This is a genomic window from Salmonella sp. SJTUF15581, assembly GCF_043356775.1.
GTDB classification, from domain to species: domain Bacteria; phylum Pseudomonadota; class Gammaproteobacteria; order Enterobacterales; family Enterobacteriaceae; genus Salmonella; species Salmonella enterica.
Genome location: NZ_JBEUJY010000017.1, coordinates 50,446 through 68,104 on the forward strand (window position 1 = coordinate 50,446; position 17,659 = coordinate 68,104).

The following is a 17,659-nucleotide window of genomic DNA, read 5'->3' on the forward strand; positions in this document are numbered from 1 at the left end:
TCATTTGGCTTCATAAGCCTTCCCAAACTTCCCTATAACCACCTTCCGCCCCTCCTCAATCTGCGCATCAACAAAATCCGCCCAAAACTGAAGCATCTCCCGGCGCCGATTTAGGTACTCCGCACGGTTGTAGACACCGTGAACGCCGCCGATCTTATGCGCTAGGTATTTCTCTATCCAATCCGAGTTGTAGCCCTGCTCATGTAGCAATGTGCTGGCAGTACGCCGGAAGTCATGAATAACAAAATCCCTGACGTTCAGATCCAGCGTACGCACCGCACAGTTCAACGTTGTTTTGGAGATCGGACGTCGGTAGCCGTGTCGGCTGGGGAAGACATAAGGGGAATCTCCGGCCAGAAATTTTAGCTCTTCGAACATCGCCAGCGCTTGTTTTGATAGCGGAAGCAGGTTATCCATCTTCATTCTTTCGCCGGGTATACGCCATTCCAGCGAATTGAAGTTAACTTCACTCCATGTTGCTTCAATCAGTTCTGATTTACGCACCATGCAGATAATTAGCAGGTGCAGAGCCAGCGTTTGGCGAATGTTTTGGCTGCCGTTGGGTCTTTGTGTTTAAGCTTTTCTTCCTGCTTTTTCTGCGCGGGATTGATGCCATGGGCAACCAGTGAGCGGCACTTTTCACGCCAGAGCCGCGCTTCTGCAAGTGAGAAAGCTGGGTATTCGCCCAGCGTGATCTGTTACGATTTGTTGTCAAAGCGGTAGCGGAAACGCCAGATTTTTCCTCCGGTGGGAAGAACTTCAATCACCAACCCGTCATGATCGGCAAGTTGCCAGGGGCGGTTTCTGGGAGCAAGTGTGCGTAATTTGGTATCTGAAAGTGCCATATCTCACCTCTATAGTGTGTCTATGAGAAGGGATCTTTGAGCGTTTTTTATACCGTTTTTTGTGTTCATTTGATGTAATTTTTAGATCAAAAAGTAAACAATGGTACACGAGGGATTTAAAGATGGGGACAATTCAGGACACAAAAATCGCGGATGAACCCGCACGACTATGGACGAGTATGGAAAGTAAAAACCCGCATTAACAGGCAGTTAATGCGGGTTAGTGAACGTTCACGGACGAGGATGGACTAAAACTTACTTACCAATACAGAAGCTGGAGAAAATCCGTCCCAGCAGGTCGTCGGAGGTAAACTCGCCGGTAATCTCGCTTAAGCTTTGCTGCGCCAGGCGCAACTCTTCCGCCAGCAGTTCCCCTGCCCATGCGCCTAATAGCTGCGCTTTGCCCTGCTCAAGGTGTTCAGCGGCTTCCGCCAGCGCCTGTAGGTGACGGCGACGGGCCAGGAAGCCGCCTTCCATATTGGTATCAAACCCCATGCTTTGCTTGAGGTGGTTACGCAACACGTCGACGCCTTCGCCGGTACGCGCCGAGAGGCGAACCAGTGAGTGACCGTTTACTTCACTAATACCCAACGTTTCGCCGGTGATATCCGCCTTGTTACGTACCACGGTAATCGGTAGATTTTTGGGCAGACGGGCGATAAAGTCCGGCCAGATGTCGGCAGGGTCAACGGCGTCCGTCGTGGTGCCATCCACCATAAACAGCACGCGATCGGCCTGTTCAATCTCCTGCCAGGCGCGTTCGATGCCGATACGCTCAACTTCGTCGCTGGCGTCGCGCAGTCCGGCGGTATCGATGATATGCAGCGGCATCCCGTCGATGTGAATATGCTCGCGCAACACGTCGCGCGTGGTACCGGCGATATCGGTGACAATGGCCGCTTCACGGCCTGCCAGCGCATTCAGCAGGCTGGATTTCCCGGCATTCGGGCGTCCGGCAATCACTACCTTCATCCCTTCGCGCAGCAGGCTGCCCTGGCGCGCTTCGGTTCGCACGGCGTCAAGATCGGCGATGACGCCATTGAGCTGCGCTTCAATTTTGCCGTCAGAGAGAAAGTCGATCTCCTCATCCGGAAAATCAATAGCCGCTTCGACGTAGATTCGCAGGTGAGTAAGTGCTTCCACAAGGTGGTTAACGCGGGCGGAAAATGCCCCCTGTAACGAGTTTAGCGCCGAACGCGCCGCCTGTTCGGAACTGGCATCGATCAGGTCGGCAATGGCTTCTGCCTGGGCTAAATCGAGCTTATCGTTGAGGAACGCTCGCTCGGAGAACTCGCCCGGTCGGGCAATGCGCACGCCTGGAAGCGTCAGGATACGTTTTAACAGCAGGTCCAGGATCACCGGACCGCCGTGCCCTTGTAGCTCCAGCACATCTTCACCGGTGAAGGAGTTCGGGCCGGGGAACCACAGCGCAATACCCTGATCCAGCGCGCTGCCGTCAACGTCTTTAAACGGCAGGTAGTCGGCATAGCGCGGCTTCGGCAGCTTGCCCAGCACCTCTTGCGCAACGTCACGCGCTTTCAGACCAGAGATACGCAGGATACCCACGCCACCGCGTCCCGGTGGGGTTGCCTGGGCGACGATAGTGTCGTTATGGCTCATGGTTAGTCTCAACTTTGTTGCAATAAAAAAGGCGGTCATATGACCGCCTTTTGATTGTAGGCCTGATAAGCGTTAGCGCCATCAGGCTGACCGGCGCGCCTTGCCGGATGGCGGCTTCGCCTTATCCGGCCTACACCGAATCAGGATTTTTTCTTCTCGCGGCTATGCAGGCCACGCTTCTCCAGACCACGGTAGATCAGCTGCTGCTGAATGATGGTGACCAGGTTGCTGACGATATAGTACAGCACCAGACCTGACGGGAACCACAGGAAGAACACCGTAAAGATGACCGGCATAAAGGTCATGATCTTCTGCTGCATCGGGTCGGTCACGGTGGTCGGCGACATCTTCTGAATGAAGAACATCGTTACGCCCATCAGGATCGGCAGAATGTAGTACGGGTCCTGTGCGGATAGGTCATGAATCCACAGCGCGAACGGCGCATGACGCAGTTCAATGGAACCCATCAGCATGTAGTACAACGCCAGGAAGATAGGCATCTGGATGATCAGCGGGAAGCAACCGCCCAGCGGGTTAACCTTCTCCGCTTTGTACAGGGCCATCATCTCCTGGCTTTGGCGCTGTTTATCATCGCCAAGACGTTCGCGCATCGCCTGAATTTTCGGCTGCAGCATACGCATCTTCGCCATTGACGTGTACTGCGCTTTGGTCAGCGGGTACATGATACCGCGAACGATAAAGGTAATGATGATAATGGAGAAGCCCCAGTTGCCCACAAAGCTGTGGATCCACTTCAGCAACTTGAACAGAGGCTGAGAGATGAACCACAACCAACCGTAGTCCACGGTCAAATCCAGGTGCGGTGCAACAGCCGCCATTTTATCCTGAATTTCCGGGCCGACCCACAGGGTGCTGGTCATCGCGCCAGTCTGGCCTGGCTGTACCAGTACCGGCTGCGCTTTATAGCCGATAGCGACAATGCCGTTACCCAGATTGGCGGTGTAGAAATTGTTGGTGCCGTCGTTACGCGGAATCCATGCGGTAGCGAAATACTGCTGCAACATTGCCACCCAACCGCCTTTGGAGCTGACGTTGAGGTTTTCGTTATCGGCAATAGTGTCGAATTTGTATTTCTCATACTTCTCATCCGGCGTGGAGTACGCTGCGCCGCGGAACGTATGCAGCGCAAAGTTGCTGCTGCCGGTGTCGCGATGAGGAGGCAGGTTGACGGATTGTTTTAACTGACCAAAGGTGGAGACTTCCAGCGGTTTTTCGCCGGTGTTCTGCACGCTATAGTTCACGTTAACCGCATAATCGCCACGCTTAAAGACAAACGTTTTGGTAAACGTGTTGCCTGCGGCGTCAGTATAAGTCATCGGAACCTGCAGTTCGTTCTGACCGTCGGCCAGTACAAACGCATCTTTCTCGACGTTGTACAGCGGACGCGGGCCGTTCGCCGGGTTATCCGGGCCGTCACGGCCTGTCAGGCCGCTTTGCGCCTGATAGATAAACTGCGGGGTGGTTTCCAGCAGCTGGAACGGTTCGTTGGAACCCAGTTCTTTCGGGTAAGCCGGGAGCAAGGCCTGCTCGACATCACCACCACGGGTGTTGATAGTCAAATCAAGCACATCGGTTTTCACCGTAATCATTTTCCCCTGGCCACTGGCTGGTACGCCCTGGTCGGCGGCGCTACCCGCTGCGGTGGTCGTTGTCTGCGTGGTCTGTTGAGTCTGAGGTTGCGGATTTTTATCCTGCTCCCAGGCTTGCCAGATCATGAAAGACACGAACAGCAAAGCGATGACTAAAAGATTGCGTTGCGAATCCATCGTTAGTGTTCTCTGGTATCAAATGGTCCGGGCGGGACGGGATCGTCACCACCAGGGTGTAAAGGGTGGCATTTTAATACGCGTTTCACCGTCAACCAACTGCCTTTTATCACTCCAAACCTGCGCAATGCCTCAATTCCGTAGCTTGAGCACGTTGGCGTGAAACGACAATGCGGCCCAAGCAGCGGGCTGATCAGGCGTTGATAGACCCGAATAAGGGCTATCAGGACCCGCGAGCCAGGCGACAGTGGCGGCGCCATAATTTTTCCAACGCTTCCGAGAGAGCACGGTTATCGAGGTCGGCAACCCCTTTTTTCGCCACCACCACGAAATCCATTGCAGGAAGTTCATGCTGGCGCAGACGGAAGCTTTCACGCGTCAGACGTTTAATCCGGTTGCGTTCATGCGCACGTCGAACGTTTTTCTTGGCGACGGTAAGACCGATACGGGGATGCCCCAGCGAATTCAGGCGGCCGAGGATGGTGATTTGCGGCGTGCCAGCCCGTTGAGGTTGCTGGAAGACGAATGTGAAATGAGCGGGAGTTAACAAACGTAACTCCCTGGGAAATGCGAGCTTAACCACTCAGGGGTTAGCTTTATTACTTGGAAACGGTCAGACGAGCGCGGCCTTTAGCACGACGACGTGCCAGAACCTGACGACCATTTTTAGTAGCCATACGAGCACGGAAGCCGTGAGAACGGTTGCGCTTCAGTACAGACGGTTGAAAAGTGCGTTTCATGGCGATTTCTACCTAAACTTGAATAAATTCACTGACTTTTGCGTATACCCGAACAAACTTTGAACGACTTACGCCACAGTGTGGGTGATTAAAGAGGCCGGATTGTAATAATTGTACACTCCGGAGTCAATTCTCTTTCCTTATTTTCCCGCGATTTTCCACGCCTTTTTGTGCGGAAAATAAGCAGCGTTGACGCCATATGACGGGCATTGCGCGACGGGTGGAGAATTATACGGACTGCCAGGTAAAGCGCAAGGATCGCCCTGGATCTTTATGCGATCTTTTAGGCGTCTGCTCACCTTTACCTATTAATTTTTTCAATATGCGCGCGAAAGCGTACAGGAGTTCCCCAGGATCGATTACACTTATCCTTTCCTGGAAAGTCCTGTGGATAAATCGGGAAGAATCTGTGAGAAACAGAAGATCTCTTGCTCAGTTTAGGCTATGATCCGCGGTCCTGATCGTTTCAAACGATCCTGGTCAGGCATGAACACGAAATCTTTCAGACTGCGTGAAGTCGCGATCGTTTGAAAGATCCGTGAAAACCGCAGACAGCGGTTCGTGCGTCACCCTTCATGCAGGGTCTTATCGACGTGCGCCAACAATCATTAATGTATCAGCCTTTGTCATTTATCGACTTTTGTTCGAGTGGAGTCCGCCGTGTCACTTTCGCTTTGGCAGCAGTGTCTTGCCCGATTGCAGGATGAGTTACCAGCCACAGAATTCAGTATGTGGATACGCCCGTTGCAGGCGGAACTGAGCGATAACACGCTGGCTTTGTATGCGCCAAACCGTTTTGTGCTCGATTGGGTAAGAGATAAGTACCTCAACAATATCAATGGATTACTCAACACATTCTGCGGCGCGGATGCCCCACAACTGCGTTTTGAAGTGGGAACAAAGCCCGTTACGCAAACGCTAAAAACGCCTGTGCATAACGTTGTCGCGCCTGCGCAGACAACAACGGCGCAGCCGCAGCGCGTAGCGCCTGCGGCCCGTTCGGGCTGGGATAACGTACCAGCGCCGGCGGAGCCGACCTACCGCTCCAACGTCAATGTAAAACATACATTTGATAACTTCGTCGAAGGTAAATCCAACCAACTGGCGCGCGCGGCGGCACGTCAGGTGGCGGATAATCCTGGCGGCGCTTATAACCCGTTATTCCTCTATGGCGGCACCGGTCTGGGTAAAACTCACCTGCTGCACGCGGTGGGTAACGGCATTATGGCGCGCAAACCCAACGCGAAAGTCGTGTATATGCACTCCGAGCGCTTTGTGCAGGACATGGTAAAAGCCCTGCAAAATAACGCCATCGAAGAGTTTAAACGCTACTACCGCTCCGTTGACGCATTGCTGATCGACGATATTCAATTCTTCGCCAATAAAGAACGATCCCAGGAAGAGTTTTTCCACACCTTTAACGCTCTGCTGGAAGGCAATCAGCAGATCATTTTGACGTCGGATCGCTATCCGAAAGAGATCAACGGCGTTGAGGATCGTCTCAAGTCCCGCTTTGGTTGGGGGCTGACAGTGGCGATCGAACCGCCAGAACTGGAAACCCGCGTGGCGATCCTGATGAAAAAAGCGGACGAAAATGATATTCGTCTGCCAGGCGAGGTCGCGTTCTTTATCGCCAAGCGTCTACGCTCTAACGTACGTGAACTGGAAGGCGCGCTGAACCGGGTGATCGCCAATGCCAACTTTACCGGCCGGGCGATTACTATCGACTTTGTGCGCGAAGCGCTGCGCGATTTACTGGCGTTGCAGGAAAAACTGGTCACCATCGACAATATTCAGAAGACGGTGGCCGAGTATTACAAAATCAAAATTGCGGATCTGCTTTCTAAGCGTCGATCTCGCTCGGTAGCACGTCCGCGCCAGATGGCTATGGCGCTGGCAAAAGAGCTCACCAACCACAGTCTGCCGGAAATCGGCGATGCGTTTGGCGGGCGCGACCACACTACCGTACTTCATGCCTGTCGTAAAATTGAGCAACTGCGTGAAGAAAGCCACGATATCAAAGAAGATTTTTCTAATTTAATCAGAACATTGTCGTCGTGATCCTATGAAATTTACCGTTGAACGTGAACATTTATTAAAACCGCTTCAGCAGGTCAGCGGCCCGCTGGGCGGTCGTCCTACGCTGCCGATTCTCGGTAACCTGCTCCTCCAGGTAGCGGACGGTACGCTTTCTCTGACCGGCACCGATCTTGAAATGGAGATGGTCGCGCGCGTTACGCTTTCTCAGCCGCATGAGCCAGGCGCCACTACCGTGCCGGCGCGGAAATTCTTTGATATCTGCCGCGGCCTGCCGGAGGGCGCGGAGATTGCCGTTCAGTTGGAAGGCGATCGGATGCTGGTGCGTTCTGGCCGTAGCCGCTTCTCGCTGTCTACGTTGCCTGCCGCCGATTTCCCGAATCTTGACGACTGGCAAAGCGAAGTTGAATTTACGCTGCCGCAGGCCACGATGAAGCGCCTGATTGAAGCGACCCAGTTTTCGATGGCCCATCAGGATGTGCGCTACTACTTAAACGGTATGCTGTTTGAAACGGAAGGCAGCGAACTGCGCACTGTTGCGACCGACGGCCACCGTCTGGCGGTGTGCTCAATGCCGCTGGAGGCGTCTTTACCCAGCCACTCGGTGATTGTGCCGCGTAAAGGCGTGATTGAACTGATGCGTATGCTCGACGGCGGCGAAAACCCGCTGCGCGTGCAGATCGGCAGTAATAATATCCGCGCGCACGTCGGCGACTTTATCTTTACCTCGAAGCTGGTGGATGGTCGTTTCCCGGATTACCGTCGCGTTCTGCCGAAGAATCCGGATAAACATCTGGAAGCGGGCTGCGATATCCTCAAGCAGGCGTTTGCCCGCGCGGCAATCCTCTCGAATGAGAAATTCCGCGGCGTGCGTCTGTATGTCAGTGAGAATCAGCTCAAAATCACTGCCAATAACCCGGAACAGGAAGAAGCGGAAGAGATTCTGGACGTGAGCTACGGCGGGACGGAGATGGAAATCGGCTTTAACGTTAGCTATGTGCTGGACGTGCTCAATGCGCTGAAGTGCGAAACCGTGCGCATTATGCTGACGGATTCCGTATCCAGCGTACAGATTGAAGATGCGGCGTCACAGTCGGCTGCCTATGTTGTTATGCCAATGAGGCTGTAGAATCTGAAAAGGGGCTGGTTTACTTGCCATTTCGCCTCCCGGCAGTGCTCGAAATGCTCACGTACTTCGTGTACGCTCCGCTTTCTGCGCGCTGGCGGTAGACGAACTGGCTGCGACACACACGCCCCTGGACGAATGTACTAATATATGTCACTGACGCGCCTTTTAATCAAAGACTTCCGCAACATAGAAAATGCGGATCTCGCTTTATCCCCCGGCTTTAACTTCCTGGTTGGCGCCAACGGCAGCGGCAAAACCAGCGTGCTGGAAGCTATCTATACGCTTGGCCATGGTCGGGCGTTTCGCAGTTTGCAGCCTGGCCGCGTGATTCGTCATGAGCAGGAAGCGTTTGTTCTTCACGGGCGATTACAGGGCGAAGAGCGTGAGACGTCGATTGGCTTAACCAAAGATAAGCAGGGCGACAGCAAGGTCCGTATCGACGGTACCGACGGTCACAAGATCGCGGAGCTGGCGCATTTAATGCCGATGCAGTTGATTACGCCGGAGGGGTTTACTTTACTCAACGGCGGCCCCAAATACAGAAGAGCGTTCCTTGACTGGGGATGCTTTCACAACGAAGCCGGATTCTTCACCGCCTGGAGCAACCTGAAACGATTGCTGAAACAGCGTAATGCCGCGCTGCGCCAGGTGAGTCGTTATGAGCAATTGCGCCCGTGGGATAAAGAGCTGATTCCGCTGGCGGAACAAATTAGTACCTGGCGGGCGGAGTACAGTAGCGCTATCGCACAGGACATGGCGGATACCTGTCAGCAGTTTTTACCTGAATTTTCCCTGACGTTCTCTTTCCAGCGAGGCTGGGAGAAAGAGACGGACTATGCGGACGTGCTGGAGCGAAGCTTTGAGCGTGACCGTATGTTGACCTACACCGCGCACGGGCCGCATAAAGCGGACTTTCGCATTCGCGCTGACGGCGCGCCGGTGGAAGATACCCTGTCGCGCGGGCAGCTAAAGTTATTGATGTGCGCCTTACGTCTGGCGCAGGGCGAGTTCCTTACCCGCGAAAGCGGGCGGCGCTGCCTGTACCTGATAGATGATTTTGCCTCTGAACTTGACGATGCGCGTCGCGGACTGCTGGCCAGCCGCTTAAAAGCCACGCAATCGCAGGTCTTTGTCAGCGCAATTAGCGCTGAACACGTTATAGACATGTCGGATGAAAATTCGAAGATGTTTACCGTGGAAAAGGGTAAAATAACGGATTAACCCAAGATTAAATGAGCGAGAAACGTTGATGTCGAATTCTTATGACTCCTCCAGTATCAAAGTCCTGAAAGGGCTGGATGCGGTGCGTAAGCGCCCGGGTATGTATATCGGCGACACGGATGACGGCACCGGTCTGCACCACATGGTATTCGAGGTGGTAGATAACGCTATCGACGAAGCGCTCGCGGGTCACTGTAAAGATATCGTCGTGACTATTCACGCCGATAACTCCGTGTCCGTAACGGATGATGGCCGTGGCATTCCGACCGGTATTCACCCGGAAGAAGGCGTCTCGGCGGCGGAAGTGATCATGACCGTTCTGCACGCGGGCGGTAAATTTGACGATAACTCCTATAAAGTCTCCGGCGGTCTGCACGGCGTGGGCGTCTCGGTAGTCAACGCTCTGTCGCAAAAACTGGAACTGGTTATCCAGCGAGATGGCAAAATTCACCGTCAGATCTACGAGCACGGCGTGCCGCAGGCACCCCTGGCCGTCACTGGCGATACCGATAAAACCGGCACGATGGTACGTTTCTGGCCGAGCCACGAAACCTTCACCAACGTCACTGAATTTGAATATGAGATCCTGGCGAAACGCCTGCGTGAACTGTCATTCCTGAACTCAGGCGTCTCCATCCGCCTGCGCGACAAGCGCGATGGCAAAGAAGATCATTTCCACTACGAAGGCGGCATCAAGGCGTTTGTTGAATATCTGAACAAGAATAAAACGCCGATCCACCCGAATATCTTCTACTTCTCCACCGAAAAAGACGGTATCGGCGTGGAAGTAGCGCTGCAGTGGAACGATGGTTTCCAGGAAAACATCTACTGCTTTACCAACAACATTCCGCAGCGCGACGGCGGTACCCACCTGGCAGGCTTTCGTGCGGCGATGACCCGTACGCTGAACGCCTATATGGACAAAGAAGGCTACAGCAAAAAGGCCAAAGTCAGCGCCACCGGCGACGATGCCCGTGAAGGTCTGATTGCGGTGGTTTCCGTAAAAGTACCGGACCCGAAATTCTCCTCACAGACCAAAGATAAGCTGGTCTCTTCCGAGGTGAAATCGGCGGTAGAACAGCAGATGAACGAACTGCTGAGCGAATACCTGCTGGAAAACCCATCTGACGCAAAAATCGTCGTCGGCAAAATTATCGACGCCGCGCGTGCGCGTGAAGCGGCGCGTCGCGCCCGTGAAATGACCCGTCGTAAAGGCGCGCTGGATTTAGCCGGTCTGCCGGGCAAACTGGCGGACTGTCAGGAACGCGACCCGGCGCTGTCCGAACTGTACCTGGTGGAAGGGGACTCCGCGGGCGGCTCTGCGAAGCAGGGGCGTAACCGCAAGAACCAGGCGATTCTGCCGCTGAAAGGTAAAATCCTCAACGTCGAGAAAGCGCGCTTCGACAAGATGCTCTCCTCTCAGGAAGTGGCGACTCTGATCACCGCGCTGGGCTGCGGTATCGGTCGCGACGAGTACAACCCGGACAAGCTGCGCTATCACAGCATCATCATCATGACCGATGCGGACGTCGACGGCTCGCACATCCGTACGCTGCTGTTGACCTTCTTCTATCGTCAGATGCCGGAAATCGTCGAGCGCGGCCACGTCTACATTGCGCAGCCGCCGCTGTACAAAGTCAAGAAAGGCAAGCAGGAACAGTACATTAAAGACGACGAAGCGATGGATCAGTACCAGATTTCCATCGCGCTTGACGGTGCTACTCTGCACGCGAACGCTCATGCGCCGGCGCTATCCGGCGAAGCGTTAGAAAAACTGGTCTCTGAATATAACGCCACGCAGAAAATGATTGGTCGTATGGAGCGTCGCTTCCCGAAAGCGCTGCTCAAAGAGCTGGTGTATCAGCCAACTCTGACCGAAGCCGATCTTTCTGATGAGCAGACTGTAACGCGCTGGGTGAATGCGCTGATTACCGAGCTGAACGAGAAAGAGCAGCACGGCAGTCAGTGGAAGTTCGATGTTCATACTAATACGGAACAGAATCTGTTCGAGCCGATCGTTCGCGTGCGTACGCATGGTGTGGATACCGATTATCCGTTGGATCACGAGTTTGTGACCGGCGCTGAATATCGTCGTATCTGCACGCTGGGCGAGAAGCTGCGCGGTCTGATTGAAGAGGACGCGTTTATCGAACGCGGCGAGCGTCGCCAGCCGGTAACCAGCTTCGAGCAGGCGCTGGAGTGGCTGGTGAAAGAATCACGTCGCGGTCTGGCTATCCAGCGTTATAAAGGTCTGGGTGAAATGAACCCGGATCAGCTGTGGGAAACCACCATGGACCCGGAAAGCCGCCGTATGCTGCGTGTGACCGTCAAAGATGCGATTGCTGCCGACCAGCTGTTCACCACGCTGATGGGTGATGCCGTTGAGCCGCGTCGTGCCTTTATCGAAGAGAACGCCCTGAAAGCAGCGAATATCGATATTTAATATTCCCGCGTAATCTCTCCCTTATATAAGGGAGAGATTTAGTCTGTAGGTTGAGGGGAGCGAATCCCAACATTTAACAGCGCCTGGAAGGTTTGTCAGCAGTCTGAGATTTAGTAACGCATTGGGGGTAGTGAGTGCAATACAATGACATATCCAATATAAAGAATTATAGCCACTACAAGTATCGTTAAAATTAATATTTCTAATAATTTGTTCATAATATATCCTTGATGTATTTTCCATTGTTTAGCATTAAAGATACTTTGCTGGTTGGATAGAGTATTTACTCCGCCATCCGACAAGGTAAGGCTGACATAGAATGCCTGAATACATTCAGGCATTCTTTATTGTTAGTAGCGCATCGCCGGTAAAGAATTCATGATAATAATATAGCCAATTGCCTGGAAGGGCGCAGTGACAACATCGCCAATAATAGAGAATGGCATTAATAAAACCTTAGCCGAGAAATGCTTCTTATCACGTGTGAAATTTATTTTATGGGAAGATTTTAGTAATATTTCATTTTCATTATCGGCATCTTTGGGTTGGATTTTTCCTGCTAACGTAAAATAAAAAGGACTGCCAGGGTCGTTTTCATGTACAAAAAATGCCTCTCTGACTTTTGATTTTTCTTCTTCTGTCAAAGACTTATAGCTGTAGCTAATATCTGAAGGGCGGACGCAATGAAACTCATTTTGTTTGTTCCCTTTTTTACTATCGGTAGAACAGTAAAGCTGTTTGGAAAATTCGATAATTCTTTTATCGATATGAGGATTATTCAGTAAAGTGACGAAATTTCTGGTTGTTGTGTTGATATTATCATCTTTTATATCAAGTTGATAATTATTGTCTTCACCAACAAATGTCCACGTTTTCTCTCCGCTTGTGGTCGTTGATGGTTTGATACTTTTTATTTCATCTATTTTCCAGACTTCTGTCGTGGGTGCGCTTTCCGTTTTTATAGTATCGAGTAAAGATGACGTCATACAACCGCTTAAAAAATAACTCATGGCAATGGCTGATATTATTTTAATTATTTTCATGAATGTATTCCTTACATGTCATATTCGTTATTATTACCACGCCGCTAATTTTATTGCTATTTTTTCTATCTGCGCTTTCTTACCGGTGTGCCGTTTAATCGAAAGCTGTGTTATTTTTATTTTTTTCAGAGAGTACTAACGGTAATTGTCATCAAATTATTCATTCCTCAAATGGTTTAACGGGACACTCAGTCTCTTTTTCTTCTATAGACGGTGAGTTTCCCAATAACCTCCTTTATTTTTCTGTATGTTATTGCCTGATAAATCGGCCAATGCACAATAGAAGCAACCATTGTAAAGACCGTTAAACTCCTCATCATGTCGGACAAAAGAGGAATCCTTTTTCCAGAGTTTATCCCCCTTTATCCCTGACTCTTTTGCTGTTTTTTGAGCGGAATCGCGTTAGCATGAGTCAGGACTCATTTAATGCGGGGATTTCATGGCTATCAAACTTATTGCTATCGACATGGATGGCACCCTTCTGCTGCCCGATCACACCATTTCTCCGGCGGTTAAAAACGCGATTGCCGCTGCGCGTGAAAAAGGGGTAAATGTGGTGCTGACCACAGGCCGTCCGTATGCGGGTGTGCACAGTTACCTGAAAGAACTTCACATGGAACAGCCCGGCGATTATTGCATCACCTATAACGGGGCGCTGGTGCAGAAGGCAGGGGACGGCAGTACGGTTGCGCAAACGGCGCTCAGCTATGATGACTACCGTTACCTGGAAAAACTGTCCCGTGAGGTGGGTTCTCACTTCCACGCATTAGACCGAAATACGCTTTATACCGCTAACCGCGATATCAGCTACTACACGGTGCATGAGTCGTATGTAGCGACCATTCCGCTGGTATTTTGTGAAGCGGAGAAGATGGACCCGAACACCCAGTTCCTGAAAGTTATGATGATCGATGAGCCTGCCGTTCTCGACCGGGCGATTGCGCGTATACCGGCAGAGGTGAAGGAAAAGTACACCGTGCTGAAAAGTGCGCCGTACTTCCTTGAAATCCTCGATAAACGGGTTAATAAAGGCACCGGCGTAAAATCACTGGCCGAGGCGCTGGGTATTAAGCCAGAGGAGGTGATGGCGATTGGCGATCAGGAAAACGACATTGCGATGATCGAATACGCCGGCATGGGCGTGGCAATGGACAACGCCATTCCGTCGGTCAAAGAGGTGGCTAACTTTGTGACTAAATCGAACCTTGAAGATGGTGTTGCCTGGGCGATTGAACAACATGTTCTGTCCTGATTCACTCCGGCCCGATCGCCGTCGGGCCGATAGTTCCACTCATGAAGCTAATGTGTTGCAACAAAGACGTTGTAGAAAATAGTTTTTTATTTCAAAAGATTAATTCGCACAGAAATCCCGCCCACCAGGCGACGATTACTATATTCTCCCTCCTCCTTTCGATCCGGCGGCGCTTCTCGCCAGAATAAACGCTTCATCATTATGAAAAAACGCTCCCTTTTGCTGTTGGCGCTGCCCGCTATGGCTTTTTCTACCTGGGCGGCTACCAGCCCCCCGGCGAACCTGTCGCCTGTTTATAGCTATCAGGATGACGTCCCATCTGCTGCCACACCGCCAGTCGCGACAACGCCGGTGGCAAAGCCTGCCAGTACATCAGTGTTGCCTTTTCTGGGTGATGAAGCCCGAAAGCGTGGCTATGAGCTTCCCGAGCCATTTGGTCTCAATATTAACTACATGAATATTGGGCAGAATATTAACGTTGATAGCATCAACTTTAATGGCCTGGCTTTAGGTCCCAACGGGGGAATTCCATTAGATAACGCATTTAAAATTAACGTCGGTCATACCCGTGAAAAGAGCAAGACCGAAACGGTCAAGCTGGATGCCTGGCTGCTGCCATTTATGAATGTGTACGGCCTGGTGGGCTATACCGATGGTCATTCCATTTCGCAAATTGGTGTTGGGTTGATGACGAAAAATGGCCACGTTTTTCATCCCGCCGATCTGCAAAACCTCAAGTTTAAACTCGACTTTAAAGGCACTACCTATGGCATCGGCACCACGCTGGTCGGCGGCGTAGGTAACTGGTTTACCGCTGTTGATGCTAACTACACCCAGACACAGTTCGATATCCTTGATGGCAGCATCGATGCCTTTACCGTCTCACCTCGCGTTGGTTACCGTTTTACCACCCCGGGTATAGATAAGATGCATCTGCCGTCGGGCAAGCTAAACGTCTGGGTCGGCAGCATGTATCAGGATGTGCAGCAGGAGTTTAAAGGCAGCCTCGACGACCTGACCATGCCGTCAGCGACGCTACAAAGGCTGGTGAGTATGGCTAACTATAACAATAACGGCCGCTTTGACGTCAAACAGCATCTACAATCACCGTGGAACATGCTGCTGGGCGCTCAGTATGAAATAACCCGCCATTTCAACGTTACCACTGAGTTTGGCTTTGCCGAGCGCAATAGCTTCTTTGTGGCCGGTGAGTACCGCTTTTGAACCGCTGCCATTGCCGACTGTTGCTTTGCGTCGCCGGTGTGCTGTCCGGCGTGGCGCAGGCGGCGCTGCCCAGCCGCAGTCAGGTGGACGGCTGGCTACAACAAATGGGGGATAGCGATACTTACGATGCCGCCAAAGGCGTCAACTGGGGAGTAATGCCCGGGCCATTTTATACCCCTGAACTGGGGCTGGGCATCGGCACCGCCATCGTCGGTATGTATCGCCCCGATCCTGCCGATAAGGTTAGCCAGGTATCCACGCTGTCGCTGAGCGGCTATTTCAGCTCCACAGGCGCTTTTGGCGTAAGCCTGCAAAATTACGCTTTTTTCGCGCAAGATCGCTGGCGTTTCTTCCTCACTGGCGCATTGAGCGACACGCCCACTTACTATTGGGGACAGGGTTTTGCCGCCGGTGATAAAGACAGCCATAAGCAGGCCTATACTGCGCAGGTGCTGGATCTGCAACCCATGCTGTATCGTCGGCTGGTCAACAATATCTATCTTGGCGTTGGCTGGACGCTGGATATACAGCACGCCGCGCAAATTGATGAGACCGATCCGCCCAAAATTCAAAGTACAGCGCAGGGCTGTTCTTCACTGAGTAACGGCGGTAGCGTTGAGATTAGCTGGGATGATCGTGATTTTATACCTAACCCACGCAAAGGGCAGTATGCCACCCTTCGCTATACCCACTTCGCACCGGACGTCGGTAGCGATACGCGGTTTGATGAATACCAACTGCACTATAGTCGTTACCATGCCGTCAATGATAAAGATGTGCTGGCCTGGGAAACGGACGGCGCCTTTACTCAGGGTGATGTGCCGTGGAATATGCTGCCGCTGCTGGGCAGTAACCATCGTATGCGCGGCTATTATGAAGGGCGCTATCGCGATAAAAATGCTATCAGCGGTCAGCTGGAATATCGCCATAAGCTGAGCTGGCGGCATGGCGTTGTCGGTTGGGTGGGCGCGGGCACCATGGGATCGTCTTTGCACCATCTGGATGACGGGCGATGGCTGCCTTCTGCGGGCGTGGGCTATCGCTTTGAGTTCAAGCCGCGCGTCAACGTGCGGCTGGATTACGGCGTGGGCAAAGCTAGCAGCGGTTTTTATTTTCAGGTAGGAGAAGCATTTTGAGGTCCGTCGTTCGGGTTATCTTTCTGGCGCTGCTGTTTCTGGCGGGGAGCGCCCGCGCCGCCTTACCACTGACGCTCTATCTGTCCTCTCTCCCAATGCCAGTTGCCAGTGAAGCCTGGCCGACGATGCCGCCGCAGCCACTGCCAAAGGGGTTGCGTCCGTGTTGCGCTTTTGGTTACGACCTGCATGCCGAGCTGCTGGGACTGCCGGTTCCGTTTTATCAGTTAAATAACGTCGTGACGGTAGACTCGCTGGGGCATCATCAGTACAACGACCATCTGTACTCGGGCGTGGCAAACCTGATTGGCCTTAGCGGTGAGAATAACGGTATTGTGTATACCTTGCGTGGCGGATTCATCGACACCGCACATGTGCGGGATACCGCTGATATGACAGTGTATATCTTCAGCCAACTACTACCAAAGCTGGGGCAGGCTTTTACGCTGAATCTGGGCGAGGAGCTGGCCGAACGGCGTCTGGTTTTTACTGCTTTTACCCCTCCGGTCGATGCACGCGAGCGTTACACGCTGGCCGCCTGGCTGTCGGCGCATCTGGCGTTCCAGGTGGCGGAGTGGCACGAAATCGCCCAATGGTACGGTTTCGAGTCTGTTCGCGGATTTTCTGAGGGAGTATCGGCCTTTTCGCCGGAAGATCTCTATTCTAACCTCGCGGGTGCCCGTCTGGCGGCGTCTTTAATTGTCGGCGGCCAGACGAAAACGCAAGAGATGTACAACACGGCGATGGAAACTGCGCTGCGGCAAGCGCTGACGCAGCTGGCAGCGCAGCCGGCGCAGATCACCCGTTTTCAGTTTGATATGCTTGATGGCCGTTGGTGGAACAGCCAGCGGCGGGTACCGGAAAAATATCTGGTGCTGCATCGTAATTATCAGATGGGCGATGACCGCCTGCCGACCGCCATTCCTGGCGAGATAATGCCGCTATTGCCACTGAGCTTGCCCCATCGCTGGCGCGGTATCCAGCTTAGCACGCTGGCGCAACTACAATTGTGGCCCAGCGAGGATATGGCGCAGCTACCGCCTCCCGCGCACTATTACAGCGAAAAAGATTTTGCCGCCCTGGCGGAGCAGGCACGGCTACAGGACGAAAAAACACAGAATCATTAAACAGGCAGTAGCCGTAGGCTATTTCCCTCTTATACCCTCGGCGTACTGTTTTATGTTC

At 52.6% G+C, this 17,659-nt stretch carries 14 protein-coding genes and 1 pseudogene; 8 read left to right on the forward strand and 7 right to left on the reverse strand.

The features are described 5' to 3' along the window. The 6 genes and pseudogenes from ABVN36_RS21425 to rpmH all read right to left on the reverse strand — a co-directional run bounded on the left by ABVN36_RS21425 (position 1) and on the right by rpmH (position 4,992). Positions 1 to 845: pseudogene (locus ABVN36_RS21425) on the reverse strand (tyrosine-type recombinase/integrase). Positions 846 to 1,100: 255 nt separating this feature from the next. Continuing rightward, positions 1,101 to 2,465, reverse strand: a complete 1,365-nt coding sequence (mnmE, locus tag ABVN36_RS21430) for a tRNA uridine-5-carboxymethylaminomethyl(34) synthesis GTPase MnmE (protein ID WP_000019081.1) — start codon at positions 2,463 to 2,465, stop codon at positions 1,101 to 1,103. A gap of 140 nt (positions 2,466 to 2,605) precedes the next feature. Continuing rightward, a complete protein-coding gene (yidC, locus tag ABVN36_RS21435) occupies positions 2,606 to 4,252 on the reverse strand; it encodes a membrane protein insertase YidC (protein WP_000378278.1) in 1,647 nt (548 codons plus the stop codon). Positions 4,253 to 4,254: 2 nt separating this feature from the next. After that, positions 4,255 to 4,512: a membrane protein insertion efficiency factor YidD gene (gene yidD / locus ABVN36_RS21440; RefSeq protein ID WP_001307474.1), complete on the reverse strand. Its 258-nt coding sequence runs from the start codon at positions 4,510 to 4,512 to the stop codon at positions 4,255 to 4,257. Next, positions 4,476 to 4,835, reverse strand: coding sequence for a ribonuclease P protein component (gene rnpA / locus ABVN36_RS21445; protein WP_000239725.1), 360 nt, complete (start codon positions 4,833 to 4,835; stop codon positions 4,476 to 4,478). Before rnpA ends, yidD begins: the two co-directional genes overlap by 37 nt. Before the next feature lie 16 nt (positions 4,836 to 4,851). Then, the gene (rpmH, locus tag ABVN36_RS21450; protein WP_000831330.1) at positions 4,852 to 4,992 is read right to left on the reverse strand and encodes a 50S ribosomal protein L34; all 141 of its coding nucleotides are present in this window, start codon (positions 4,990 to 4,992) and stop codon (positions 4,852 to 4,854) included. A 660-nt stretch (positions 4,993 to 5,652) separates the two neighbouring features. Between rpmH and dnaA the strand changes: the two genes are divergently transcribed. The 4 genes from dnaA (at position 5,653) to gyrB (ending at position 11,822) form a co-directional block, all read left to right on the forward strand. Then, complete coding sequence (gene dnaA, locus ABVN36_RS21455; protein ID WP_000059093.1) at positions 5,653 to 7,053, forward strand: chromosomal replication initiator protein DnaA; 1,401 nt, start codon at positions 5,653 to 5,655, stop codon at positions 7,051 to 7,053. Between the two features lie 4 nt (positions 7,054 to 7,057). Next, on the forward strand, positions 7,058 to 8,158 hold the full coding sequence (gene dnaN, locus ABVN36_RS21460; protein WP_000673474.1) for a DNA polymerase III subunit beta: 1,101 nt from the start codon (positions 7,058 to 7,060) through the stop codon (positions 8,156 to 8,158). 147 nt (positions 8,159 to 8,305) lie between these two features. Next, positions 8,306 to 9,379, forward strand: coding sequence for a DNA replication/repair protein RecF (gene recF / locus ABVN36_RS21465; RefSeq protein ID WP_000060081.1), 1,074 nt, complete (start codon positions 8,306 to 8,308; stop codon positions 9,377 to 9,379). A 28-nt stretch (positions 9,380 to 9,407) separates the two neighbouring features. After that, entirely contained in the window at positions 9,408 to 11,822 is a 2,415-nt protein-coding gene (gene gyrB, locus ABVN36_RS21470; protein WP_000072047.1) for a DNA topoisomerase (ATP-hydrolyzing) subunit B, read from the forward strand. A gap of 350 nt (positions 11,823 to 12,172) precedes the next feature. Here the strand turns inward: gyrB and ABVN36_RS21475 are convergent, their stop codons facing one another. Further along, positions 12,173 to 12,865 (reverse strand): hypothetical protein, encoded by a 693-nt coding sequence (locus ABVN36_RS21475; protein ID WP_023138229.1) that lies wholly within the window; start codon positions 12,863 to 12,865, stop codon positions 12,173 to 12,175. Positions 12,866 to 13,304: 439 nt separating this feature from the next. Between ABVN36_RS21475 and yidA the strand changes: the two genes are divergently transcribed. The 4 genes from yidA (at position 13,305) to ABVN36_RS21495 (ending at position 17,601) form a co-directional block, all read left to right on the forward strand. Further along, positions 13,305 to 14,117 (forward strand): sugar-phosphatase, encoded by an 813-nt coding sequence (gene yidA, locus ABVN36_RS21480; RefSeq protein WP_000985571.1) that lies wholly within the window; start codon positions 13,305 to 13,307, stop codon positions 14,115 to 14,117. A 201-nt stretch (positions 14,118 to 14,318) separates the two neighbouring features. Further along, positions 14,319 to 15,341: a hypothetical protein gene (locus tag ABVN36_RS21485; protein ID WP_000747398.1), complete on the forward strand. Its 1,023-nt coding sequence runs from the start codon at positions 14,319 to 14,321 to the stop codon at positions 15,339 to 15,341. Continuing rightward, positions 15,338 to 16,477 (forward strand): BamA/TamA family outer membrane protein, encoded by a 1,140-nt coding sequence (locus tag ABVN36_RS21490; protein ID WP_023138228.1) that lies wholly within the window; start codon positions 15,338 to 15,340, stop codon positions 16,475 to 16,477. The genes ABVN36_RS21485 and ABVN36_RS21490 overlap by 4 nt, the downstream gene beginning before the upstream one ends. Continuing rightward, complete coding sequence (locus ABVN36_RS21495) at positions 16,474 to 17,601, forward strand: DUF4056 domain-containing protein (protein WP_023138227.1); 1,128 nt, start codon at positions 16,474 to 16,476, stop codon at positions 17,599 to 17,601. The genes ABVN36_RS21490 and ABVN36_RS21495 overlap by 4 nt, the downstream gene beginning before the upstream one ends. Positions 17,602 to 17,659 lie beyond the last annotated feature (58 nt).